The following is a 22525-nucleotide window of genomic DNA, read 5'->3' as shown; positions in this document are numbered from 1 at the left end:
TCTTCTGCCGAGCAATACAGCAGTGAGAGCGTACGGCTTGAATGATCAATCAGAGCTATATCAAGAGGTACTCCAAATCGATGCCATCGGTCTGGTGTGCCCTCTTCCCATCTTGCGTTTTAAAAAACGCACTCAGGGTTTGCCCAGCGGCACGCAGATAGAGTTTCTGACCGATGACCCCAGCGGTCGACGGGACTTACAGACGCTGTGTAAGCTGACCGGACACAGGATTGAGTGGATTCGCGAAGAGGATGTCGGTGTCATCCGATATCGTATCTGTTTAGCCTAGTTGGCGTTCGAGAGATGGACGTCGTACTGATTTCATTTTCAGCACGCACTAACCCTAGCGCTAGCAGTGCCGCTGTGGCAAAAACGGCAGATAATGTGCTACGAATACGATTGTCTGTTTTAATTCCATACATAATGCGTAGCGACATTTAGTCATTCATTTCATACTTATCATACTGGGGACACACATTATGGCCGTGCAAGATCCATTTCATCTCGCCATACAAGTTCGGGATATAGACGAAGCTCGCCGATTCTATGGCGATTTTTTAGGCTGCCCTGAAGGCCGCTCATCCGACAGCTGGGTCGACTTCGATCTGTACGGTCATCAGTTTGTTTGTCATCTCAACCCTGCACTAAAAGAGCAACCTGCAAGCAGTCATAAAAACCCTGTAGACGGCCACGGCGTGCCCGTTCCACACTTCGGGGTGGTTCTGGAAATGGCTGCATGGAACAACCTATCTGCAAAACTACGTGAGCACGGAGTGGCTTTCGAAATTGAGCCCTACATACGCTTCAAGGGTGAGCCGGGAGAGCAAGCCACCATGTTCTTTTACGATCCGTCTGGCAACGCTCTGGAATTCAAAGCTTTCAAGGATCGCGAAGCCCAACTATTCCGAAAAAACTGAGTATCTAAAGCAGATATTTACGACTCATTGCAAGGGCCAGCGCAGCTACAAAAATATATTGTATCTGCGGAAGCAGTCAGTGCAATGAGTTACTTTACCTAAAGCTTGGGTATTGTCGCGAGTAGCCCAAACGGTAGCTATGATATTAGCGTATCTAGTTATAATATTGCTTTAAGCAACTAATTCAATACTCATTTTTTTGGCGTATCGGGAGTGTCCAGTCATCATATCTTGCTCGTACACCCCCGCAGTTGTTGCACTACAGCTTGTTAATTTGTTTCTTGTTCGCTACCTTTCCCTGTTGCCATTAACCCTTGCGGGTGGCAATCAAAAAGTATTTTTGTTTTTTAAATGTTTAAAACAGTATTTGGCACACCTAAAACGCACGGAGCATTCATGAATCACACTAAAAAATCACTAATTTCAGCATTTGTTATTGGTTCAGCAACTATTTTGGGAGCAGGAACGGCTCAAGCCCAGAATGGATATGCCGGGGCCAATCTCAACTTTCTAGAGTATAACGAAAATGGCATCAATGACGATGCCTCGCTGACTGCTGGGACATTTCGCCTAGGGGCACAGGTCAATGAGTACCTGTCGGGTGAGCTTCGTGCCGGACTTGGTTTTAGCGATGACACCGTCAATATCACTGGTACTGACGTCGATATCGAACTCGATTCGCTGTTTGGTGCATACCTCCGTGGCGGTTTCCCGATCACAAAGCAAATCTACCCGTACGCCGTTTTTGGCGTCACTCGCGGTCAAGTAACGTACAGCGCGCAGGGCTTTTCTGAATCAAAATCTGAAACAGACACATCATTCGGCGTTGGGGTTGATTTCACTCTGATCGACCAAGTTACGCTCAACGTCGAATACATGTCGTGGTTCGATAAAGACGGCACAGAAATTGATGGTTTCTCAGTCGGCGCAAGCACCGCGTTTTAGGTTTCCTATGCCCTAGCACGTCAGGGAGGGAGCGGATGAACCCCCCTCCACACGGGCACCCGGTAAAGCGCTGGCCTGCCCTGGCCGATAGTTATCCGCGTGGGCGTATTCGTGTTGGTTGCGCAGATTGATCAACGGCTGGGCGAACTGGCCGGTGTAGCAGCGGGTCAGCGCAGGCCTGCGGCGCCATGGGCAGCTGTAAGCGCGTGCACCGCTTGCATGGGGGGCTGTGTCGCAACGGACTGGTGGGCGTGGGCACTGGGCATAATGGTTTCCTTCCGGCATTCCCGGTTGCGGAATTAAACAGCATGTGGCGTCTATGCCGCCTGTTTTATAACCGTTGTAGAAACAAAACTGCTAATGCGCAATTAAGCTCGAATTTAGTACAATTGCGCAAAAGAGCTCACTGCTATTTGTCGAAATGAATCACGCTACGAATACTCTTGCCTTCGTGCATCAGCTCAAACGCGGTATTAATGTTCTCCAGATCCATGGTGTGGGTGATGAAGTCATCCAGTTTGAACTCTCCCTTCAAGTAGCGCTCGACGTACTGCGGAAGTTCCGAGCGGCCTTTAACACCGCCAAAGGCCGATCCGCGCCAGACCCGGCCGGTAACCAACTGGAACGGGCGCGTGGAGATTTCCTGGCCGGCGCCGGCAACGCCAATCACCACGGATTCGCCCCAACCTTTATGGCAGCACTCCAGTGCCGAACGCATCACGTTGACGTTACCGATACACTCGAATGAATAATCCACGCCGCCGTCGGTCAGCTCAACAATCACATCCTGAATGGGTTTGTCGTAGTGCTTCGGATTGATGCAATCGGTAGCGCCGAGCTTACGAGCTAGCTCAAATTTGCTTTCGTTGATGTCAATGGCAATGATGCGGCTGGCCTTGGCCATGGTGGCGCCAATCACCGCAGACAGACCAATGCCGCCCATGCCAAAAATTGCTACCGTGGCGCCTTCTTCCACTTTGGCCGTGTTCATGACGGCGCCCATGCCGGTGGTGACACCGCAACCCAACAGGCAAATTTCCTCTAGCGGCGCGGTTTTTTTACTTTCGCCAGGGAGATTTCGGGCAACACGGTATACTCGGAAAATGTCGAGCAGCCCATATAGTGATAAATCGGCTGGCCGTCTTTGGAGAAGCGCGTTGTGCCATCAGGCATCAAGCCTTTGCCCTGAGTTTCGCGGATTTTCTGGCACAAGTTGGTTTTGCCCGACAGGCAGAATTTGCACTCTCCGCATTCAGGGGTGTATAGCGGAATAACGTGATCACCCACCGCCACGCTGGTGACGCCCTCGCCGATGGACTCAACAATACCGCCACCTTCGTGGCCGAGAATGGCGGGAAAAATGCCTTCGGGATCGTCACCAGACAGGGTGAAAGCATCGGTATGGCAAACGCCGCTAGCGACGATGCGCACCCGCACTTCGCCCCGTTGCGGTGGCATTACATCTACTTCTTCCACCGAGAGTGGCTGACCCGGGCCCCAGGCAATGGCGGCTTTGGATTTGATCGTTTTAGTGCTCATGGTTGTGCCTCTGGCTATCGCTGACTAACTGATAGCGACATTGTATTTGTTTCCAGAAAGGAGATAATTACACCATTTGTAAAATTACTTTTACCAGCTGGTAACAATCATGAAATGGAACGGTGTGGCAGAGTTTGTAGCGGTGGCGGAAGCGGGCAGCTTTACCGTCGCAGCTCGCAAACTGGAGATTTCAACCGCGCAGGTCAGCCGGCAAGTAAGCGCCTTGGAAGAGCGGCTAACAACGCGACTGTTGTACCGCACCACGCGCAAAGTGTCGGTGACCGAAGCCGGACAGATCTACTATCAACACTGCCGCCCGCTGCTGGATGGTCTGAATGAAGCCGAGCGGGCCCTGACCAATTTACAAAGTGTGCCCCAGGGCAGATTAAAAATCACGGCACCCACCACTTACGGTGAAAGCCGGATATCACCGTTGCTGAACGATTTTATCGCGCTCTACCCCGGCGTGAGCGCAGAATTGATACTCACCAATCAAAAGGTGGATTTGGTGGACGGCGGTTTTGACCTGGCGATCCGCCTGGGCAATCTGGAAAATTCCACCATGATGGCCAAACGGCTCGGTTCACGCCGCCAATATATGTGCGCATCACCGCAATACTTGGAACGTCATGGCTCGCCCGCAACGCTAGCGGATCTGGCGCAGCACAACTGCCTGCCAGGCACATTGGATACCTGGCGGTTTCAGGTGGCCGGGCAAGAAAAGACTATTCGCGTGCGTGGCAATCTGCACTGCAACAGCGGCTATGCGTTGCTGGACGCTGCCCTCAAGGGCATTGGCATTGTGCAGTTACCAGATTACTACGTGGAGCCCTGCGTAGCCGACGGGCGACTAGTATCGTTGTTGCAACAGCACCAGCCTGGGCTTGAGGGTATTTGGGCGCTGTACCCGCACAACCGGCACCTGTCGCCCAAGGTACGCCTGCTGGTGGACTATCTGGCACTGCACCTAGCGCCTCAGGCACTCCCAGGTACGCTTGCTCGTCAGCTCCCGCCTGTCGCGCCTTAGCCTGTTTCCGCTAGACGCTGAATAGCCACCGGCGCGCAATCGGCTTTCTATATTGCCGATGCGGTCTGCATAATTCTCACAGGTTTTTTGCTGGGCAATCTGGGCCGCATTGGATTGCGCGCCCTTTTGAGCGTTACCCTCAGACATTGCGCTGGCCGAGTTTTCCTGCGTGTCAGGCTGAAGGCCTTGCAAACGGTCGCCACGGCGTCGGTTATTTTCTGCGATAGGAATCACAGTGGGCCTGCGAAAATCGATCGCCTGGCTGCCGGGAGTTTTGGGTTTGTCAGTGAAGTGGGTAACGCCGTTGGCGTCGGTCCAGCGGTAGTAATCGGCTTTTGCCGCGCTAGACAGGCTGAATAACACCACCATAGCAGTAATGGATATCGGGACGGGTCGCATCGTTCATTCCTTTGACGTTTGCGGTTCGGCACAGCAAATGGGCTATCACTCAAAATCAGAAGATAACATGCTAAATACGTACTCGCACAAATTGTGTCAGTGACGCTGTTTTTTTACCCTCATCGGTTATGCTGTTTGTTCTGGCCGTGATGCTGAATATTCATTCCGTTTTTTGACAGGTACGCTTATGAGTAGCCAACCCAAACAGTTGCAAAAACTGTTGCTGTTTCAACTGACAGACCACCGGCAGTTTGGCCTGGGCACTCTGAAAATTCGCGAAATCATGCCGTTCAGGCGTCTTAGTCGCCTGCCCCACAGCCACCACGCCATTGTTGGCACGGCCACCTTCCGTAACGCGGCGGTGCCGGTAATTGATATGGCCGCGGCTATTGGTTACCCGGCGCTAAGCGCGGAAGAGCGCGCCGAAGCCTCCATTATTGTGACCGACGTGCAGCGTCAGGAAATCGGTTTTATGGTGCGCAGCGTGCAACGCATCGTTGAAGCCGATTGGAAAAAGGTATTACCGCCGCCCCAGGCCCTGGGTAAGAACGCGTTTATTACCGGTTTGCTGACCCTTGATGGCGCTCTGGTGCAACTGCTGGATCTGGAATTGCTACTGGCTCGGGTATACCCGGAGTCTTTGAACAGTCAGGACGTGCTGCTGAATGATATGGAGATAGAAACCCTGCGCAACATGTCGATTCTGCTGGTAGATGATTCACGGGTGGCGCGCAAACAGCTCTGCGATGTGCTGGATCGCAAGAATATTGGCTATCAGGTAACCGAAGACGGCACGGCCGCGCTCGAGTACCTGCTGGAGAGCAGCGCCCACGGAAAACCGGTGAATATTCTGGTGAGTGACATCGAAATGCCGGGCCTGGACGGCTATGAACTGACGTTCAAGGTGCGCGACAACAGCCAACTGCACCAGCCATATATTATTCTGCATACCTCACTGAACAGCGAAATGAGCCTGAGTTATGCCGAGCAGGTCGGTGCTGATACCGCGCTAACCAAGTTCGACGCTGAGGAACTGATGCACGCTATGTTAATCGCAGCGAAAGGGCGCCAGTAGCAGGCCTGATGACGCGGCTATTATTGCCGGTACCATAAAACAAAAAACCGGAGCCTGGCTCCGGTTTTTTATGCGCTTGCCCCGTCAGGATTACGCGTTACGGTTTGAGCTTGAGAGTGGTGAGCGTACGCTCACGCACTTTTAACAGCAGCTCTTCGTCTTCTACCAGAGACTGACCGTAGGATGGCACCAACACTTTCATGCGTGCCTGCCACTCCGGGGTTTTCATTTTCTCAGGGAAGCAGTGCTGCAATACGTCGAGCATGGCGCTAGCTGCCGTTGAGGCACCGGGGGATGCTCCCAGTAGCGCAGCCAGCGTGCCGTCTTTAGCCGCTACAATCTCGGTACCAAACTCCAGCTTGCCGCCGCCGTCTTTGGCTTTTTTAATGATCTGGACCCGTTGGCCTGCGTCCTGCAGGTGCCAGTCGCCCTCACGGGCATCCGGGAAGAAATTCCGCAGTGCGTCTACCCGGTCGCTGTGGGACTGGAACACTTCGCCAATCAGGTAGCGGGTCAGGTCCATGTTGGACTTGCTCACCGACAGCATGGGGCGCAAGTTTGACGAGCGCACGGAACTGATCAGGTCAAACACCGAACCCTGCTTCAGGAACCTGGTGGTAAAACCGGCAAACGGGCCAAACAACAAAGCCGGCTCGCCGTTGATAATGCGGGTGTCCAGGTGTGGCACCGACATAGGCGGCGCACCAATCGGCGCTTTGCCATACACCTTGGAATGATGCTGCTGCACCACTTCCGGCCGGTCGCACACCAACCACTGGCCGCTCACCGGAAAACCACCGTAACCTTCGGCTTCATCAATCCCTGATTTCTGCAACAGGGGCAGAGCGCCGCCACCCGCACCCAGGAACACAAAGCCGGCTTCCAGCTTGGTTTGCTCACCCGTTTCTTGATTTTTTACCCTTATTTTCCAGCGCCCGTTATCGCGCTGGTCGATATAGTGCACCGGGCTGTTCAGCATTAGCTCGAAGCCCGGTTGGCTTTCCAGGTGCGTTACGATGTTGCGGGTCAGGGAGCCAAAATCCACATCGGCGCCGTGCTTTATCCGGGTAGCGGCAACGCGCTGCATGGGGTCGCGGTGTTTAACGATCAGCGGCATCCACTCGGCGAGGTCTTCCGGCGACTCGCTGTATTCCATTTCACGAAATAGATGGTGCGCACTCAGGCGTTCGAAGCGGCGTTTAAGGAAGGCAACGTCTTTTTCGCCCCAGACAAAGCTCTGGTGCGGGGTACGGTTTATGAATTTTTTCGGATCGGGCAATATACCCTGCTCAACCAGGTACGACCAGAACTGCAGCGTTACTTCGAACTGGGCGTTTATCTGCAAGGCCCGGTCGATGGTTACATCGCCCTCGTCGGTTTCGGGGGTGTAGTTCAGCTCGCAGTAGCCGGCGTGACCGGTGCCTGCGTTGTTCCAGCCATCGGTGCTTTCGTGGGCAATGTGATCCAGACGCTCCACCAGAACAATGTCCATGGTGGGGTCTAGCTGCTTCAGTATCATGCCGAGGGTAGCGCTCATTACGCCCCCACCGACCAGCACTACGTCTGCCTGTCTTACGGCCATTGGTTTTTTACCCTAGCAAGTATTGAGCTTGTGTGCTCTTTCACGATCAGCAAAAGAGCCTGTCGGAAACCAGCCAGATGGAGATAATAATGCTGGCAACTGGTTCCTGAATTCGATGTGACGATTATCTCGGCTTTCGGCGCACTAATAAATAGTAATAGGCAACGGTTGGGCGTCATGTAATGACTCGCCTGGCCCCGGGAGTATGTCTCCGTTGTAATTGATTTTCCCGTCTTTGCCAGACAATATCATCGTGACTTTAGTCTCACACTTGGGTTTCATAAAGAGGAAGCACGTATGTTACTGGCGATAGGCGCAATCATTGCCGGCTTGATTCTTCTGGTGTGGAGCGCTGACAAGTTTGTAGACGGGGCCGCAGCCGCCGCTAAGCATTGGGGCATGCCCACTTTGCTGATCGGCATGGTGATTATCGGCTTTGGCACATCCGCTCCCGAGCTGGCTGTTTCTGCTATAGCCGCAATGGAAGGCAACTCCGGCCTGGCCCTGGGCAACGCCTACGGCTCCAACATTACCAACATAGCGCTGATTGTTGGCTTAACAGCCATCATTGCGCCCATTGCCGTAAATTCGCAAATCATCCGCAAGGAACTGCCACTGCTCGTCGGCCTTACCCTGATTGCCGGTTACCAGCTGATTGACGGCGAGCTGTCGCGCACCGACGGCTGGGTTTTGCTGGCAGTTTTCGCGACAGTGATGGGTTGGTTCATCTTTCAGGGCATACGCAATAAAAATGACAGCCTTGAAGCCGACGTAGAGGAAAGCGCGTCGGCCCACCCCATGCCGCTGAGAAACGCCGTTTTCTGGCTGATTGTTGGCTTGGTGCTGTTGGTCGCCAGTTCCCGAATGCTGGTTTGGGGCGCGGTTTACGTCGCCCAAAGCCTGGGTATCAGTGATCTTATTATTGGCCTTACCGTTGTCGCCGTTGGCACGTCTTTGCCGGAGCTGGCTTCAGCCTTGGCCGCAGTACGTAAAAATGAGCACGATCTGATTTTGGGCAATATTCTGGGTTCGGGTATTTTCAACACTTTAGCAGTAGTTGGCCTTGCCGCGACCATCAACCCATTGCAGGTGGACCCAGAGGTCCTCTATCGCGACTGGTCACTTATGCTGGCGCTGACCGTTGGCTTACTGCTGATGGGCTTTGGCTTTGCCGGCCGCAGCCGCGTCATCAGTCGGGTAGATGGTGGCATTCTAATGCTGATTTATGTGACCTACACAGGCTACCTGTTAACCACCATTATAGCCGCCACCGGCTAATTGCTGGCGTTTTCCTTGAACACCAGGGCCACCGAGTTCAGGCAGTAGCGCTGACCGGTGGGCGCCGGGCCGTCTGGAAAAACGTGACCCAGATGGCTATCACAGCGCGGGCAGCGCACTTCTGTACGACGCATACCCAGTGTGTCATCTTCAATATAATGAATGTGTTGCGGATCGAATGGCTGAAAAAAGCTGGGCCAGCCGGTACCCGAATCAAACTTGGAATTAGAGCTAAACAACGGCAAGTCACACAACCGGCATTCGTAAACACCCTGCTTTTTGTTGTCCAGCAGCGTGCCGCAAAACGGCGGTTCGGTACCATGGTCTAACAATATCCGGCGCTCGTCGGCGCTCAGGCCAACGGCTTTCCCTTCAATCTGTTCCGCTGTTAGCGGCGTCAAATCGTATCCTGCTGCAGATTCGGCCAAAATAGGGCTCCTTACGCTTTATTCGAGTGATCGTCGGTAGATGACGCTACGCCCGGCTTTAACCGTTCGCTATATTGGTCAACCAGTTTCTGCACTTTAGGTGCAGCAACCGCCATGATGTAGGGCTGGCCCGGGTTCCGAGCGGCGAAGTTCTGGTGATCGGCTTCTGCTACGTAGAAGGTTTCCAGAGGCTCCAGTTCCGTCACCACAGCCGAGTGGAACACGCCTGCCTGGTTCAACTGCTCAATGTAAGCTTGCGCGACCTGACGCTGCTGCGCCGACTGATAAAAAATCGCCGAGCGATACTGGGTGCCAATATCGTTGCCCTGGCGGTTACGTTGGGTGGGGTCGTGAGCCACCGAAAAGAATACTTTCAGCAAGCTGCCCAACGACACCTGGGTTGGGTCGTATTCAATCTTAATCACTTCGGCGTGGCCAGTGGTACCGGTGCACACAGCCTGATAGTTAGCGCTGTCAGCAGATCCGCCAGCGTAGCCGGATTCAACCGAGTGCACGCCGTTCATGGCTATAATTACCGCCTCCACGCACCAGAAACAGCCACCCGCAAGTACTATCTGCCCGCTGTCCTGGTCTGCAGGAAGATCCTGCTCTGGATCCGGAAACCGGCTGCGCGGCACGGTCATGCCGGGGACGCTACAGGATGTTGTCATTACTACCTCCGCAAATACGCTTGTTTGTGTACCTATTGTTCGTTCAATCTGATCACGCGGACCACTCGTGTCTCGTCTAGAATGTCCCGTTTGGAGTACCCCGCCTGGTTCTTCGGACTCTCAGAAGCTCAGTAGGTTCACCAATTAGCCATAATGGACACTCGCTATCCTGCCAGCCCGCCGCGGGTCAGTTTTAACGGGTCCATAAGCTGCTCAAGCCGCTCGCGGCTGAGACCACTGCGCTCTTCAGCCACATCAATTACCGGGCGGCCACTGGCGTAGGCCTCTTTGGCAATTTCAGACGCCAGGCTGTAACCAATTTCCGGGTTCAGCGCCGTCACCAGCACGGGATTACGGCCAACACCTGCATTTAAGTGCTCTGCGTTTACAGTGAAGCCTTTTAGCGCTTTGTCACCCAGCAGACTGCTGGCATTGCTTAACAGGCCAATCATCTCCAGCAGGTTGGCACCTACCAACGGTAACATCACGTTGAGCTGGAAATTACCAGACTGCCCGGCGTAAGCGATAGAGGCATCAAGTCCCATAATCTGGGCGCCTACCATAGCCACAGACTCGGGGATCACCGGGTTCACTTTGCCTGGCATAATGCTGCTGCCTGGCTGAAGTACCGGAAGGCTGATTTCTGACAGCCCGTGAATAGGGCCGCTGTTCATCCAGCGCAAATCGTTGGCGATTTTTGTCAGCACAATGCCAAGCCCACGCAGCTGCGCCGACAGCGCCACCGGCGCATCCACTGCGCTCTGTGCCACAAACTTATGGGTTAGTGGTTTAAAGCCAAAACCGGTATTGGCTTTCAGGCAGCGGGTAAACTCAGGCGCAAATTCGCTGACGGCGTTAATGCCGGTGCCTACAGCCGTGCCGCCCTGGGGCAACGCCAGGAGTTCATCTGCTGCACGTTCGATGCGCGCCTGTGTCGCTTTCAATTGCTCGCGCCAGGTACGCAGCTCCTGGCCCAAGGTTACCGGCATCGCGTCCATCAGGTGGGTTCTGCCGGTTTTTACCTGCTCGCCGTACACGGCTTCGCGTTCGTACAGAACGCCTTGTAAATGAGTCAGCGCCGGCACCAGGTTCTGGTGAATCGCTATCACCGCGCTGATATGGATAGCCGACGGGATGACATCGTTAGAGCTCTGGCTCATATTCACGTGGTCGTTGGGATGAACCACCACACCACTGAGCTGGGCCAGTGCCGCGATCACCTCATTCACATTCATGTTGGTGCTGGTGCCAGAGCCGGTCTGGTAGCGATCTACCGGGAACTGATCATAGTAATCACCGGCCAGCAGCTGGTCACAGGCCAGCACAATGGCGTCGCGAACCGGGCCGTTGAGCAAGGCCAGGCTGGCATTGGCTTCCGCCGCGGCTTTTTTTATCTGCACCACGGCGGCAATGAACGCCGGCGGCATGGGTTGCCCGCTAACCGGAAAGTTCTCGATGGCGCGTTGGGTTTGTGCACCCCAAAGTGCGCTTGCCGGCACCCTGACTTCACCAAGGCTGTCGCTTTCTACCCGTTCGTTGCTCATGGCATCTCCTTGAAGCATTTATGGTCTCTGCCGCACACGTGAGGATGTGAGATCCTGGGGCGCCGATCCTAATACTGTAGACACTCAGCAGGTTTTTTGACAATGCGCGACGTTATGGGAGCTCAATTATCCAGCTGACTGGCAAGCGCTTGAGTCAAAGCCACCATGCAATCGCTTTGAAAGCGCTGCACATCCAGATTGGCAGAATGGTCGGCAACCACTGTCAGTCGCAGCTGGCCGGCGTAGCGGCAAGCGGTCACGCTGACTCCTGCATCGGCAACTTGCGGGCTCCAGGCCACCAGTTCGTCAACCCGACAACCCGCCAGATAGCGAACCACCCCGGCACCGTCGAAGCTGGCCAGCGCTGCACTGGGGCGAGCGGCAAAAGGCCACAGTGGCGTCTGTTTTATCATTTCAGGCAAAAAACCGCTGCAGGCGGTCAGGCCCCAGGTTAACAACGGCTGCAGGCTGTCGCGAAGGCGGCGAACTTCCTGTTTTATGCGATACACCCGCTCCACAAAACTGTCGCCGTCTATTGGCAGCAACAACCGTTCACTGCCACTGCCATTACCCGGCTCAGACAGCGCTGGCCTTAAACTGGCGGGCAGTTGGGAACGAACATCCACTGGCAGCAACAGGTTAATCTGGGCTTGTTCCAGCGCCTGCGGGCTCAGCCCGAGCTGCGCCTGCAAAGCCGCCGTGATGCAGGCCGCCAACACGTCGCGGCTGCTAACGCCCAGCGTCTGGGCCGCCGCCTGTAGACGCGCATCGGGAATCGCTGCGGACCAACAGCACTGACGCTGGCCGGTTAATGGCCTGCTCAGGTTGCTGGGACTGTCGTCTGGCTGGGCCAGGTAACTGCCTAATTGGCCCGCGAGCTCAAGCGCCGTGGCAGCGCTTGAGCTAAAAGTGCCCGGCAGCTGCCCAGCAGCGGCTGCCGTCTGTACCGCGTCGGTTTCGGGCGGGGGGCTCTCAGCGTTTTCGGGCGGAGGGCTCTCAGCACCAAAAACACGCTCACTCAGCCAATTTTTAGCACACTGCAGCCAGCGTTCAAGGTCTGCCGGGTGCGCTGCGCCGTAAAGTACCGGGTGTTGCTGCGGCGAGGCAGTGAACAGTTGTTCCAGCAGCTGCGCCAGCGACGCGCTATCGGCGTAACAATGGTGTATCCGTATAAGCAATAACCCACCACCAACGGCGTTGGGCGCCAACCAGAATTTCCATAATGGACGATAAATGGGCAGCGGTTGGCTGATAACGGTGTTTATCCAGGGCTGCTGTTGGGGTGCCGTAAAGCGGTCCAGCACAATATCCAGATGCTGGCGCACATCAAAATCCGCACTTTCCTGCCAGCGCCAATAGCCGGCGTAAGGTTCCGGGCGAAAGCGAAAACGCTCCCAGGCACCCCAGTAAACATGCAAGAATTCTCGCAGGCGAGCAGCTGTAAGCCCCTGAACACGAAGCAACACGGTGGTAACCAGCGGGTTTTCCGGCCGTTCGGCAGCCAGCCAGCCTGCATCGGCAGGCAACATCAAATGCAAAGCTTGCTGGCTCAAAATCCGCTGCCTTTTGTGTAAGATGAGCTAAGTTGCGGTAATCTCGGCGAATCCTGAGATTGAGAATAGAACGATATTGTGCCAGACATCCACCGGCGCCTCCAGAGCCTGCGTATACCCGGCACAGGCTAAAGTATTGCGCACGGCTTTAGCGGCAGGCTTATAATAAGCACAGAGCCCGTCTGTCTTGCTGCAAATGCGGGCGCTCGCTATAACGATCAGGAGAGACTATGCAGGCCAGCCATATTCGCAAACTGATCAAACCTATCGAAAACGCTTACGCCGAGATGTTTTCGGGTCAGGTATTTTCTATCGGCGAAGGTGCAATTTCTGTGCGCAATCACAGTGGCCCGGCAGAGCACACAGTGGTGTGTATACACGGTTTTATGGAAAATCACTGCTATTTTACCCAGGCCTACAACGCTCCCACCACCGAACTGATCCTGATTACCTGCAGCAATTACCACGTGCCTGTTAGTGGCGTTACGCCGCAGACGCCCGACTGGGCGGTGGACATCAAGCATCTGGCCGGCACCATCGAATACGATGCCTGCATACTCAACCAGGCCATGCGCAATCTTATAGGCAGCAACAACGTGCGCATTCACGGCCACTCCCGCGGTGCCGCGGTGGCACTGGAAGCTATCCGCCAATGGCCAGAGCTTTACCACGACATAGAGCTGGTACTGGAGGCCCCGATACTACCCCAGGGCCGCGCTCACCCACTGATGCTAGCATTACTGGAACCACTCAGCCCCAGCATGTGGCCGTGGATTGTCCGCCTGCTGAACAGCACTTCCAATTCGGCTTACAACCAGACATTTTTTGGCAAAATGAACCGGCGCAAGAAAAAACTGCTCAGCAAGCTGTTCCACGCCACCAAAGATCACCTGACCATTGTGCGCAATATCGACAATCTGCTGGCTTGGATGGAGCGCACCGATACCAGCGTTTACCAGCACATCACACGGGGTATTGTGCTGGTTCCAGCTACTGACCGGGTGCTCGACCGCAACGCCATGCTGGCCAGTGCCCGCAAGGGTGGCGAAAACTTGAAGATTGTGGAAACCACGGCGCCCAGTCATTTTATCATTCTGGATGACAAAAAATGGATACCGGAGTTAACACAGATTGCGCATGCTGACGCCTGATGCCCCCCCCCCAACAGCTATTGATGACACTTCAGCACAGGCCAGGCTACTCGGTTACAATGCCGCCCCCCGATTCAACCGCCCAGCCGGAGCCTATTTATGTATCGCCAGCGCCTGGTTGAAACCGCCGTTTACAGCGATAACGCCCGTCAGTTGCAGCATTGGCTGCTGGCGTATCACGATTTTCGTCAGAGCCACAGCCATCATCCGCTGCAACAGCAAAGCGCTCAAGTGGCCAGCTGGCAGGCCGCTCGACTAAAACAGACCCACCAGGATTTATACCAGAACCCGGGCTATCACCAGGGGCTGGAATTTTTGCTGACGGATTTGTACGCGCCCACCGGAATGAGCCACCGCGACGACAATATCGATCGGGTTTTCCCAAAAATGGTGAGGTGGCTGCCAGACCACCAGTTACGAACCCTCGCCAGACTGGTGGAGCTCAACCTGCTGACCCAGCAACTGGACCATAATCTGGCAAGCGCGCTGCATAGCCATCAAATGAATGCAGAGGCGCTGGCCGTAGAGGACTACTGCCTGGCCTACCGTTACGCCGATGACCAACCCCAGCGACTGCGTCAGATTGAACTGATCGCCGATGTGGGCCATCGCCTTGACCGGTACGTGCGTAACCGAACACTGGGCTGGCTGCTGTCTATGGGCCGCGGACCGGCAGAAATGGCCGACCTGCAGGATTTGCACAGTTTTCTACACCGTGGCTACAGCGCGTTCCGGTGTATGGATAACGTCGGCAAGCTGATTGACCGGCTAGTGCTGCGTGAACGGCGCATTATGGACAACATTCTGGCCGGTCAATCGCAGCCCTTTGAACTGCCCGCGTCGCTTTGACACGGGCCGCTTGGGACTTCAAACGCGAATAATCTGGTCTAACTGGGATTCGATTTCCTGTGCAATCCGGCCTTTCATGGGCCGTAACAGCAGTCCCAGCTCCAAGTAGACGTGCAAGTCGCCGTGATTAATCGTGAGCTGGCCCTGCACTCCGCTGCGCTTGAATTTCATAACATCGCCTTCCCACGCGTAATTCATATCGAAACGGCTGGAGAGGTCGGCGGCCAGGGTCTCAGCCGCTTCACGGGCGTGCTGTTTGTCCATGGTGTGAGTGCGGTGAATATCAATAACGGACATAAATCAGGTTTCTCTCGCGAAATGACAGGTTTTACAGTGTAAGGCGGTATTAAACTTGTAGCCAACCCCGCAGACGTTAGAATACGGGATTCAGATTCTGACAGGACAGTTCCATGAGCGATCAGCAAACGCCAGCCAGCACCGCAAAACCGGATAAGCCGAAAGACGACGTTACCCATTTTGGTTTTCGCGATGTACCAAAAAGCCAGAAGGCCGGCCAGGTAGCCGAGGTTTTTCACAGCGTGGCCAGCAAATACGACCTCATGAACGATTTGATGTCGATGGGTGTTCATCGCCTTTGGAAACGCTTCACGATTGAGCTCTCCGGCGTGCGCCCGGGGCACCAGGTACTGGACATCGCAGGCGGTACCGGCGACCTGACCATGAAGTTTTCAGATTTGGTCGGGCCCAGTGGCAAAGTGGTGCTGGCCGACATCAACGCCTCCATGTTGAAAGTCGGTCGCAGCCGCCTGGCAGACCGTGGCTACGCTGGCAACATTGAATACGTACAGGCTGACGCAGAACACTTGCCGTTTCCGGACAACAGCTTCAACGCCGTATCCATCGCCTTTGGCCTGCGCAACGTGACCGACAAAGACCAGGCTCTGAGGGACATGGCTCGGGTACTAAAACCCGGTGGTAAACTGATGGTATTGGAGTTTTCCAAGCCCACTAACCCGCTGCTAAGCAAGGCTTATGACACTTACTCATTCACCGCTTTACCATTTATGGGCAAGTTGATTGCCGGCGACAGCGAGAGCTACAAATACCTGGCGGAGTCCATCCGTATGCATCCAGACCAGGACACTCTCAAAGCGATGATGGAAACCGCCGGCTTCGCCAACTGCAAATACCACAATATGACCGGTGGCATTGTGGCTCTGCACGTGGGAATAAAACCCTGATGTTCCCTGGTCCAACCCTGCTCAGCGCTGTCAGCGCCATTGTTGAAACGGCGCTGAACCAAGCCTTGGAGTTTGACCCGGCCGGCCGCAAAGCGTTGCTGGCAGCGCTGACGGCTCCGGTACAGTTTGACCTGACTGCGCCCATGGCATTAACCCTTACTCTGACCCAAGGCGGCAAAGGCGTGTTGGTGGGCAGCCAGCCGGCCACACAGCCCGGGCTGGTGATTGGCGGGCCAGCTATGGCGTTTTGTGCCATGGCCAGCGGCGACACAGGCGCCATTAAAGACGGCCGTCTGAGCATCAGTGGCGACACCGCTCTGGCACACCAGTTTCAACGTGCTATTGAACAGCTGAATCCGGATTGGGAAGCGGCCATGGCTCGCCATCTGGGCGATGTGCCGGCGCATTTTCTGGCCAAACGCTTGCGCAATGGCGTGAAGTGGAGCCGTGATGCGCGACACAGCATGGCCAGCAATCTGGAAGAATACCTGCACGAAGAAACCGGCGCCTTGCCCGGCCGCCGCGAGTTGGAGGCCAGCTTTCAGGATATAGATGCCCTTAGCCTTCGGGTTGAGCGCCTGGCCGCCCGCGTGGAGTTCCTGCCCCAGAGCAAGCCGGCTTCTCGTCTCCCATCTCACCCGCCTGAACCGTCTGAAAAACAGGAGAATTCGTGAGCCGTCTGCAACGCCTGTTTCGGATATTTTGGGTATTCTGCCGCTACCGACTGGATATTTTTCTGCCCCTGGCCGAGCTTCCGCCAGTGCTGAAAGTCATTTTTATACTGGCGCCCTGGCATCTGTTTTCACAACCCAAGCTCGACCGCGGTGACCGTTTGCGCATCGCCCTGGAAGAGCTGGGGCCGGTGTTCGTTAAATTCGGCCAGATACTGTCTACTCGGCGCGACCTGCTGCCGGACGACATGGCCGACTCCCTGAAAACCTTGCAAGACAAAGTGCCACCGTTTCCAAGCGATAGCGCCCGTGAAATTATAGAGCGCGCACTGGGCGCCCCGGTCACCGAGCTGTTTGCCGAATTCAGCGCAGATCCCATGGCGTCAGCATCGGTGGCTCAGGTGCACGCAGCCACTCTAAAAAACGGCCAAAAGGTGGTGGTGAAAGTGCTGCGCCCGGGCATTGAAAAAACCATCCGCCAAGACCTCAGCCTGATGTACCTGATGGCCGGCCTGCTGGAGAAATACTGGGCTGAAGGCAAACGTCTGCATCCGGTGGAAGTCGTAGCTGACTACGACGCCACCATTCACGACGAGCTTGACCTGCAGCGTGAAGCCGCCAACGCCAGCCAGCTGCGGCGTAATTTCGACAACTCGCCGTTGATTTACATTCCCTTTATTGACTGGGACTTCACCCGCAAGCAGGTGCTGGTGATGGAGCGCATTTATGGCGTACCCATTGCCGATGTTGCTACGCTAAACGCCGCCGGCGTGAATATGAAAGTGCTGGCCGAAAAAGGCGTGGAGATCTTTTTCACCCAAGTGTTCCGCGACAGCTTTTTTCACGCCGACATGCACCCTGGCAACATTTTTGTCGATATCACCAACCCGGCCGACCCCCAGTACATCGCCATTGATTTTGGCATTGTTGGCACTCTGTCCCCAGACGATCAAAGCTACCTGGCCCGCAACCTGTTGGCGTTTTTTCGCCGCGATTACCGCCAGGTGGCGCAGTTACACATTCAAAGCGGATGGGTACCACCGGACACCCGGGTTAATGAATTTGAAGCGGCGATTCGCACCGTGTGCGAACCCATTTTCGAGCGCCCGCTGAAAGAAATTTCCTTTGGCCACTTTCTGCTGCGCCTGTTTCAGACCGCCCGCCGCTTCAACATGGAAGTGCAGCCTCAGCTGGTGCTGCTGCAAAAAACCCTGCTGAATGTTGAGGGTCTTGGCCGCCAGCTCTACCCGGACCTGGACCTGTGGAGCACTGCGCAACCGTACCTGGAACAATGGATGCGCAAGCGTATTGGGCCGTCGGGTTTTTTGAAAACCCTGCAAACTCACTTTCCTGCTTGGCTGGAACAGTCTCCGGAAATGCCGCAGTTGATTCACGATGCGTTGTTACAGCTACGGGGCGCAGGCCCCACCGAACAGCAAAATCGGGACACGCTGGCGTTATTGAAAGAGCAGCAGTTGCGCAGCGAACGACGTTGGCGCAGGGGTTTTATAGCGGCGTCACTAACCGCAGCGGCGGTTGCCGCCAGCCATCCACCCAGCCAACAATGGCTCAGCGGCTTGCCGGTGTGGAGCTGGATATTGTTTATTGCCGCTGGCGCGCTGGTATTGCGCGGCAGCCGTTAACCCGCTTTCAGGACTGAACCTATGGAGCAAACACCTGCCACTGAACGCCAGCCAGCCTGGCTTGACGCCATCCGCTGGACAGCAGACGGCCTGGTACCCGCCATCGCTCAGGATGCCGATAACGGCGATATACTGATGATGGCCTGGATGAACCCGGAATCGCTTCAGCTGACCGTTACCGAAGGCCTGGCCGTATATTGGTCACGTTCCCGCGGTAAGCTTTGGCGCAAAGGCGAAAGTTCGGGCCATCAGCAGGTGATAAAGGACATCCGCCTGGACTGCGACGCCGATGTGATTTTGCTGAAGGTAGAACAAAAAGGTGGCATTGCCTGTCACACTGGAAGGCGTAGCTGCTTTTACCAATCACTGCAACACGGCCAATGGCAGAACGTAGAACCGGTGCTGAAAGACCCAAGCGCTATTTACAACACAGCAAAAAATGCCGAGGACCCCAACGGTGAGTGACGTACTGCAACAACTGGCGCAGGTGCTGGAAGCCCGCAAAAACGCCGATCCAGATAGCTCTTATGTAGCCAGCCTGCACGCCAAAGGGCTGAATAAAATTCTGGAAAAGGTTGGCGAGGAATGCACTGAAACCCTGCTGGCCGCCAAAGATGCCGAGCACAGCGGCAACACCGATGAGCTGATTGCGGAAACCGCAGACTTGTGGTTCCACACTCTGGTAATGTTGTCGCGTCTGAATGCTGGGCCTGACGATGTCATTAACGAATTGGCGCGGCGATTCGACCTGTCGGGCCTGGAAGAAAAAGCCGCGCGTCAGAAATAAGGGTATCTACCTCTGAAGAGGTTTTTTCACAGTGCCGTCAGTGGCGTACAATAGCGACCACTGCCAACATTTGAACGAGGATTCACCATGGGCATCAGTATTTGGCAACTTCTTATTGTACTCGGCATTGTTATTTTGCTGTTCGGAACGAAAAAACTGCGCAATATCGGTACCGATCTTGGCGGCGCCATTCGTGGTTTTAAAAAGTCCATGACCGATGACGACGGTAAAACCGATACCTCCAATCCGGATAATCTGGAGGAGAAAGACAGCGCACAGTTTCAGCAGTCCGCTACAGACGACAAAACCCGGGATAAAACCCAAAGCTGAGAGCCTGCTGAATGTTTGATATCGGCTTTCTTGAGCTATTGATCTGCGGCGTTATTGCTTTGCTGGTGCTGGGCCCCGAGCGCTTGCCCTCGGCTGCGCGCGCTGCTGGGCGCTGGATAGGTTCTGCACGGCGTATGATGACCCAGTTTACTTCCGAGCTTGACCGCGAATTGAAGGCCGACGACCTGCGCAAAGAGCTGAAAAAAGCCGGGGATGTGGGCCTGGAAGATGTTCAAAAAACTGTCCGTGATGCCCTGGATGAAGCTAAAAAATATGAAAACATGGTCAAACCGGCGCAGAACCAACTGAATCAGGCCAACCGTAAAGTAACGTCTGCGCTGTCTGAGCTGTGGGATGAAAATGGCACACCCACCATCGCAAAACCCGCCGACAGCTCGCTGGAAAAAGCCCCAGAAAGCCCGATCGACCTTAACAAACCTTCCCCCAGCTCTGGGAATGCTTCGGATACGCGTTCATGACAGAACAGACCGGGGCCGATAACCACGTGCCCGACCAGCCTGAAATGCCGCTGATTGAACATCTACTGGAATTGCGTAACCGCCTGCTGAAGATGGTGCTGGCGGTGGTGGTGTGCTTCGCCTTTATTTACCCGTTTGCCAACGAACTTTACCTTTGGTTGTCTGAACCTATCCGCAGCCTGCTGCCGGTGGGCCAGAGCATGATCGCCACCGATGTTACCTCGCCGTTTTTTGCCCCCCTGAAGCTGGCCCTGGTGCTGGCGGTGTTTGCCGCCATCCCGGTTATTCTGTACCAGCTTTGGAGCTTTATTGCCCCGGGCCTCTACGCCCACGAGAAAAAAATAGCCTTTCCACTGCTTTTTTCGTCAGTGCTGCTGTTCTACCTGGGCGCAGCTTTTGCCTACTACGTGGTGTTTCCACTGGTTTTCGGCTTCTTTACCTCGGTTGGCCCCGAGGGCGTTGTGGAACTGCCAGACATCACCAGCTATCTGAATTTCGTGTTGAAAATGTTTTTTGCCTTTGGTGTGGCGTTCGAGATTCCGATTGCCACCATTCTGCTGATTATTACCGGCATCACCACGCCGGATGACCTGGCTGCCAAGCGCCCTTATGTGGTGGTTGGTTGCTTTATTATCGGCATGATGCTGACCCCTCCGGACATTATCTCGCAAACATTGCTGGCGCTGCCCATGTGGATCTTGTTTGAGCTCGGCATATTGTTCGGCCGGCTGATGAAGCGCAAAGTTGCGGTTGCCGGCGAGGCCAAAGTGCCCGGCAGCGAATGAATCTGGCCTTGCTGTTCGCCGCGGATTTCATTTCTACCGATACCGTGCGCTTAAGCGATCGCCGCCTGGAACATTTACGCAGCATCCGTAAAATCGCCGTGGGTGACAGCGTGCCGGTGGGCCAGGTAAACGGCAATATCGGTGTGGGCCGGGTGACCAAACTGACCGATCACTACGCCGAACTTCACGTCACCCTTGACCAAGCCCCGCCAGAACCTCTGCCGCTTACACTGATGCTGGCCATGCCGCGGCCAAAAATGTTCCGTCGCACTCTGCAAACCTGCGCTACCCTGGGCGTAAAAGAACTGTGGTTGATCAACAGCTACAAAGTGGAGAAGAGCTTCTGGCAAACCCCATGGCTGCAAGAGCCGGCGTTGCATGACAATCTGGTGCTGGGGCTGGAGCAAGCTCGCGACACCTTGATGCCCAAAGTGCACATTCGCAAACTGTTCAAGCCCTTTGTGGAAGACGAGCTGCCGGCGCTGCTGGCCGGCAAACAGGCACTGGTGGCGCATCCAGGCAGCGCACAGCCCTGCCCTGTGCACCTGCAAGGCTCAGCGGCGCTGTGCATTGGCCCGGAAGGTGGCTTCACCGATTACGAAGTGGATAAACTGCAGCAGGCAGGCTGCCAGGCGGTGCATCTGGGGCAACGCATACTGCGGGTAGAAACCGCGGTGCCGGTGCTGGTGAGCCGGTTATTCGACGGTTGTGTCTAAGCTTGCCCTAACTCTCAGCTTTGCTGAGCTTCCGGCTTTTTAAATCTTTTCAGCAATGGCGTCAGCACCGCGACTAACAACAACCCTGCAACCAAACCAAACAGGCCATTGGCCAGAATGGGCACTATTGTGCCGGCCATCTCTCCCAGACCCCCGGCAAAACTCTCAATACCGTGACCAATGGCGGAAAAGCCGTGGGTAAGAATACCCCCGCCCACCAGGAACATGGCAATGGTGCCCAGCACCGACAGGGTTTTCATCATATAAGGCGCAAACCACAGAATACCGTGGCCCAGCTTTTGCGCCAAAGCGCTGTCTTTTTTCGTCAGGTACAGGCCACCGTCGTCCAGTTTTACGATACCCGCCACCAAACCGTAAACACCCACCGTAATCATTAAAGCCACCACTGACAGCACGGCGAACTGCATGCCGATAGGTTGTTGAGTTACTGTGCCGAGGGTAATCGCGATGATTTCCGCCGACAGGATAAAGTCGGTGCGGATCGCACCTTTTATTTTGTCTTTTTCGACCTGTTTCAAGTCGACTTGCGGATTTTTCAGGGCCTCTTTCAGATCTTTTTTATGCTGGTCGTGTTCGGCTTTGTGCAAAAACCGGTGCACCAGCTTTTCCGCGCCTTCGTAACACAGAAAAGCACCACCCAGCATTAACAGGGGCGTTACCAGCCAAGGCGCAAAAAAGCTGATAGCCACCGCCGCAGGCACCAAAATAGCCTTGTTCAGCAGCGACCCCTTTGCAACTGCCCACACCACCGGTAGCTCCCGCGAAGGCTTTACGCCGGCTACCTGTTGCGCGTTTAATGCCAGGTCATCACCCAGCACGCCGACGGTTTTCTTGGCGGCAGCTTTGGTCATCAACGATACGTCGTCAAGTATGGTGGCAATGTCGTCGATTAATAAGAACAGGCTGCTTCCGGCCATCAATACTTCCCTGAAA

25 protein-coding genes and 1 pseudogene are annotated in these 22525 nt (G+C 55.2%); 17 read left to right on the top strand and 9 right to left on the bottom strand.

Features of this window, described 5'->3' with window-relative positions; all coding sequences use genetic code 11:
• Positions 1-22: 22 nt before the first annotated feature.
• From ATI45_RS17690 to ATI45_RS17680, 3 genes are all read left to right on the top strand, one after another.
• Positions 23-289, top strand: a complete 267-nt coding sequence (locus ATI45_RS17690) for a sulfurtransferase TusA family protein (protein WP_228706081.1) — start codon at positions 23-25, stop codon at positions 287-289.
• Positions 290-479: 190 nt separating this feature from the next.
• On the top strand, positions 480-917 hold the full coding sequence (locus tag ATI45_RS17685) for a VOC family protein (RefSeq protein WP_098420939.1): 438 nt from the start codon (positions 480-482) through the stop codon (positions 915-917).
• Between the two features lie 396 nt (positions 918-1313).
• Complete coding sequence (locus ATI45_RS17680; protein WP_179888108.1) at positions 1314-1862, top strand: porin family protein; 549 nt, start codon at positions 1314-1316, stop codon at positions 1860-1862.
• Between the two features lie 409 nt (positions 1863-2271).
• Here the strand turns inward: ATI45_RS17680 and ATI45_RS17675 are convergent.
• Positions 2272-3401, bottom strand: a pseudogene (locus ATI45_RS17675) (S-(hydroxymethyl)glutathione dehydrogenase/class III alcohol dehydrogenase).
• A gap of 106 nt (positions 3402-3507) precedes the next feature.
• On the opposite strand from ATI45_RS17675, the gene ATI45_RS17670 reads away from it, so the two are divergent.
• Positions 3508-4428 carry a LysR family transcriptional regulator gene (locus ATI45_RS17670; RefSeq protein ID WP_098420937.1) on the top strand — a complete coding sequence of 307 codons (921 nt, stop codon included), beginning with the start codon at positions 3508-3510 and terminating at the stop codon, positions 4426-4428.
• Here ATI45_RS17670 and ATI45_RS17665 read toward each other — a convergent pair.
• Positions 4369-4827, bottom strand: a complete 459-nt coding sequence (locus tag ATI45_RS17665) for a DUF4124 domain-containing protein (RefSeq protein WP_228736007.1) — start codon at positions 4825-4827, stop codon at positions 4369-4371. The genes ATI45_RS17670 and ATI45_RS17665 overlap by 60 nt on opposite strands.
• A 187-nt stretch (positions 4828-5014) precedes the next feature.
• Between ATI45_RS17665 and ATI45_RS17660 the strand changes: the two genes are divergently transcribed.
• Positions 5015-5902 carry a chemotaxis protein gene (locus tag ATI45_RS17660; protein WP_098420936.1) on the top strand — a complete coding sequence of 296 codons (888 nt, stop codon included), beginning with the start codon at positions 5015-5017 and terminating at the stop codon, positions 5900-5902.
• Positions 5903-5999: 97 nt separating this feature from the next.
• Here ATI45_RS17660 and mqo read toward each other — a convergent pair whose 3' ends face one another.
• Complete coding sequence (mqo, locus tag ATI45_RS17655) at positions 6000-7484, bottom strand: malate dehydrogenase (quinone) (RefSeq protein ID WP_098420935.1); 1485 nt, start codon at positions 7482-7484, stop codon at positions 6000-6002.
• 297 nt (positions 7485-7781) lie between these two features.
• On the opposite strand from mqo, the gene ATI45_RS17650 reads away from it, so the two are divergent.
• Positions 7782-8762 (top strand): calcium/sodium antiporter, encoded by a 981-nt coding sequence (locus tag ATI45_RS17650; RefSeq protein WP_179888106.1) that lies wholly within the window; start codon positions 7782-7784, stop codon positions 8760-8762.
• Here the strand turns inward: ATI45_RS17650 and msrB are convergent.
• The 4 genes from msrB to ATI45_RS17630 all read right to left on the bottom strand — a co-directional run bounded on the left by msrB (position 8759) and on the right by ATI45_RS17630 (position 12958).
• Positions 8759-9190 (bottom strand): peptide-methionine (R)-S-oxide reductase MsrB, encoded by a 432-nt coding sequence (gene msrB / locus ATI45_RS17645; RefSeq protein ID WP_098420934.1) that lies wholly within the window; start codon positions 9188-9190, stop codon positions 8759-8761. The two genes, ATI45_RS17650 and msrB, sit on opposite strands and share 4 nt — an antisense overlap.
• An 11-nt stretch (positions 9191-9201) precedes the next feature.
• Positions 9202-9861, bottom strand: coding sequence for a peptide-methionine (S)-S-oxide reductase MsrA (gene msrA, locus ATI45_RS17640; RefSeq protein ID WP_179888426.1), 660 nt, complete (start codon positions 9859-9861; stop codon positions 9202-9204).
• Positions 9862-10025: 164 nt separating this feature from the next.
• Positions 10026-11405 carry a class II fumarate hydratase gene (locus ATI45_RS17635; RefSeq protein WP_098420932.1) on the bottom strand — a complete coding sequence of 460 codons (1380 nt, stop codon included), beginning with the start codon at positions 11403-11405 and terminating at the stop codon, positions 10026-10028.
• 122 nt (positions 11406-11527) lie between these two features.
• Positions 11528-12958, bottom strand: coding sequence for a WS/DGAT domain-containing protein (locus ATI45_RS17630; RefSeq protein ID WP_098420931.1), 1431 nt, complete (start codon positions 12956-12958; stop codon positions 11528-11530).
• Between the two features lie 230 nt (positions 12959-13188).
• On the opposite strand from ATI45_RS17630, the gene ATI45_RS17625 reads away from it, so the two are divergent.
• Positions 13189-14109, top strand: coding sequence for an alpha/beta fold hydrolase (locus ATI45_RS17625; protein WP_098420930.1), 921 nt, complete (start codon positions 13189-13191; stop codon positions 14107-14109).
• A gap of 99 nt (positions 14110-14208) precedes the next feature.
• Positions 14209-14958 (top strand): FFLEELY motif protein, encoded by a 750-nt coding sequence (locus ATI45_RS17620; protein WP_098420929.1) that lies wholly within the window; start codon positions 14209-14211, stop codon positions 14956-14958.
• An 18-nt stretch (positions 14959-14976) separates the two neighbouring features.
• On the opposite strand, the gene ATI45_RS17615 is transcribed toward ATI45_RS17620, so the two are convergent.
• On the bottom strand, positions 14977-15255 hold the full coding sequence (locus tag ATI45_RS17615; protein ID WP_098420928.1) for a polyhydroxyalkanoic acid system family protein: 279 nt from the start codon (positions 15253-15255) through the stop codon (positions 14977-14979).
• 113 nt (positions 15256-15368) lie between these two features.
• Between ATI45_RS17615 and ubiE the strand changes: the two genes are divergently transcribed.
• The 9 genes from ubiE (at position 15369) to ATI45_RS17570 (ending at position 21571) form a co-directional block, all read left to right on the top strand.
• Positions 15369-16160 carry a bifunctional demethylmenaquinone methyltransferase/2-methoxy-6-polyprenyl-1,4-benzoquinol methylase UbiE gene (gene ubiE / locus ATI45_RS17610; protein WP_098420927.1) on the top strand — a complete coding sequence of 264 codons (792 nt, stop codon included), beginning with the start codon at positions 15369-15371 and terminating at the stop codon, positions 16158-16160.
• Positions 16160-16834, top strand: a complete 675-nt coding sequence (locus ATI45_RS17605) for a ubiquinone biosynthesis accessory factor UbiJ (RefSeq protein WP_098420926.1) — start codon at positions 16160-16162, stop codon at positions 16832-16834. Before ubiE ends, ATI45_RS17605 begins: the two co-directional genes overlap by 1 nt.
• Positions 16831-18474 carry a ubiquinone biosynthesis regulatory protein kinase UbiB gene (ubiB, locus tag ATI45_RS17600; RefSeq protein WP_098420925.1) on the top strand — a complete coding sequence of 548 codons (1644 nt, stop codon included), beginning with the start codon at positions 16831-16833 and terminating at the stop codon, positions 18472-18474. Before ATI45_RS17605 ends, ubiB begins: the two co-directional genes overlap by 4 nt.
• Before the next feature lie 21 nt (positions 18475-18495).
• Positions 18496-18939: a phosphoribosyl-AMP cyclohydrolase gene (gene hisI, locus ATI45_RS17595; protein WP_098420924.1), complete on the top strand. Its 444-nt coding sequence runs from the start codon at positions 18496-18498 to the stop codon at positions 18937-18939.
• The gene (locus ATI45_RS17590) at positions 18932-19261 is read left to right on the top strand and encodes a phosphoribosyl-ATP diphosphatase (RefSeq protein WP_098420923.1); all 330 of its coding nucleotides are present in this window, start codon (positions 18932-18934) and stop codon (positions 19259-19261) included. The genes hisI and ATI45_RS17590 overlap by 8 nt, the downstream gene beginning before the upstream one ends.
• A gap of 87 nt (positions 19262-19348) precedes the next feature.
• Entirely contained in the window at positions 19349-19591 is a 243-nt protein-coding gene (gene tatA, locus ATI45_RS17585; RefSeq protein WP_098420922.1) for a twin-arginine translocase TatA/TatE family subunit, read from the top strand.
• 11 nt (positions 19592-19602) lie between these two features.
• Entirely contained in the window at positions 19603-20070 is a 468-nt protein-coding gene (gene tatB, locus ATI45_RS17580) for a Sec-independent protein translocase protein TatB (protein WP_098420921.1), read from the top strand.
• A complete protein-coding gene (gene tatC / locus ATI45_RS17575; protein ID WP_098420920.1) occupies positions 20067-20855 on the top strand; it encodes a twin-arginine translocase subunit TatC in 789 nt (262 codons plus the stop codon). The genes tatB and tatC overlap by 4 nt, the downstream gene beginning before the upstream one ends.
• Positions 20852-21571: a 16S rRNA (uracil(1498)-N(3))-methyltransferase gene (locus ATI45_RS17570; RefSeq protein WP_098420919.1), complete on the top strand. Its 720-nt coding sequence runs from the start codon at positions 20852-20854 to the stop codon at positions 21569-21571. The genes tatC and ATI45_RS17570 overlap by 4 nt, the downstream gene beginning before the upstream one ends.
• A gap of 14 nt (positions 21572-21585) precedes the next feature.
• On the opposite strand, the gene ATI45_RS17565 is transcribed toward ATI45_RS17570, so the two are convergent.
• The gene (locus tag ATI45_RS17565; protein ID WP_098420918.1) at positions 21586-22509 is read right to left on the bottom strand and encodes a DUF808 domain-containing protein; all 924 of its coding nucleotides are present in this window, start codon (positions 22507-22509) and stop codon (positions 21586-21588) included.
• Positions 22510-22525: the final 16 nt, after the last annotated feature.

Origin of the sequence: Marinobacter sp. LV10MA510-1 (assembly GCF_002563885.1) — a bacterium.
GTDB lineage: Bacteria > Pseudomonadota > Gammaproteobacteria > Pseudomonadales > Oleiphilaceae > Marinobacter.
Note: the sequence above shows the minus strand (reverse complement) of the source record. Positions and strands in the feature narration are given on the sequence as shown.

Excerpts from the sequence above, each read along its gene's own strand:
- ATI45_RS17625 (WP_098420930.1), top strand. The coding sequence starts at position 13,189 with ATGCAGGCCAGCCATATTCGCAAACTGATCAAACCTATCGAAAACGCT.
- tatC (WP_098420920.1), top strand. The coding sequence starts at position 20,067 with ATGACAGAACAGACCGGGGCCGATAACCACGTGCCCGACCAGCCTGAA.
- tatB (WP_098420921.1), top strand. The coding sequence starts at position 19,603 with ATGTTTGATATCGGCTTTCTTGAGCTATTGATCTGCGGCGTTATTGCT.
- ATI45_RS17620 (WP_098420929.1), top strand. The coding sequence starts at position 14,209 with ATGTATCGCCAGCGCCTGGTTGAAACCGCCGTTTACAGCGATAACGCC.
- ATI45_RS17665 (WP_228736007.1), bottom strand. The coding sequence starts at position 4,827 with ATGCGACCCGTCCCGATATCCATTACTGCTATGGTGGTGTTATTCAGC.
- ATI45_RS17605 (WP_098420926.1), top strand. The coding sequence starts at position 16,160 with ATGTTCCCTGGTCCAACCCTGCTCAGCGCTGTCAGCGCCATTGTTGAA.
- ATI45_RS17565 (WP_098420918.1), bottom strand. The coding sequence starts at position 22,509 with ATGGCCGGAAGCAGCCTGTTCTTATTAATCGACGACATTGCCACCATA.
- ATI45_RS17615 (WP_098420928.1), bottom strand. The coding sequence starts at position 15,255 with ATGTCCGTTATTGATATTCACCGCACTCACACCATGGACAAACAGCAC.
- mqo (WP_098420935.1), bottom strand. The coding sequence starts at position 7,484 with ATGGCCGTAAGACAGGCAGACGTAGTGCTGGTCGGTGGGGGCGTAATG.
- ATI45_RS17635 (WP_098420932.1), bottom strand. The coding sequence starts at position 11,405 with ATGAGCAACGAACGGGTAGAAAGCGACAGCCTTGGTGAAGTCAGGGTG.
- tatA (WP_098420922.1), top strand. The coding sequence starts at position 19,349 with ATGGGCATCAGTATTTGGCAACTTCTTATTGTACTCGGCATTGTTATT.
- ATI45_RS17570 (WP_098420919.1), top strand. The coding sequence starts at position 20,852 with ATGAATCTGGCCTTGCTGTTCGCCGCGGATTTCATTTCTACCGATACC.
- hisI (WP_098420924.1), top strand. The coding sequence starts at position 18,496 with ATGGAGCAAACACCTGCCACTGAACGCCAGCCAGCCTGGCTTGACGCC.
- ATI45_RS17660 (WP_098420936.1), top strand. The coding sequence starts at position 5,015 with ATGAGTAGCCAACCCAAACAGTTGCAAAAACTGTTGCTGTTTCAACTG.
- ATI45_RS17680 (WP_179888108.1), top strand. The coding sequence starts at position 1,314 with ATGAATCACACTAAAAAATCACTAATTTCAGCATTTGTTATTGGTTCA.
- ATI45_RS17650 (WP_179888106.1), top strand. The coding sequence starts at position 7,782 with ATGTTACTGGCGATAGGCGCAATCATTGCCGGCTTGATTCTTCTGGTG.
- ATI45_RS17685 (WP_098420939.1), top strand. The coding sequence starts at position 480 with ATGGCCGTGCAAGATCCATTTCATCTCGCCATACAAGTTCGGGATATA.
- ubiE (WP_098420927.1), top strand. The coding sequence starts at position 15,369 with ATGAGCGATCAGCAAACGCCAGCCAGCACCGCAAAACCGGATAAGCCG.
- msrA (WP_179888426.1), bottom strand. The coding sequence starts at position 9,861 with ATGACAACATCCTGTAGCGTCCCCGGCATGACCGTGCCGCGCAGCCGG.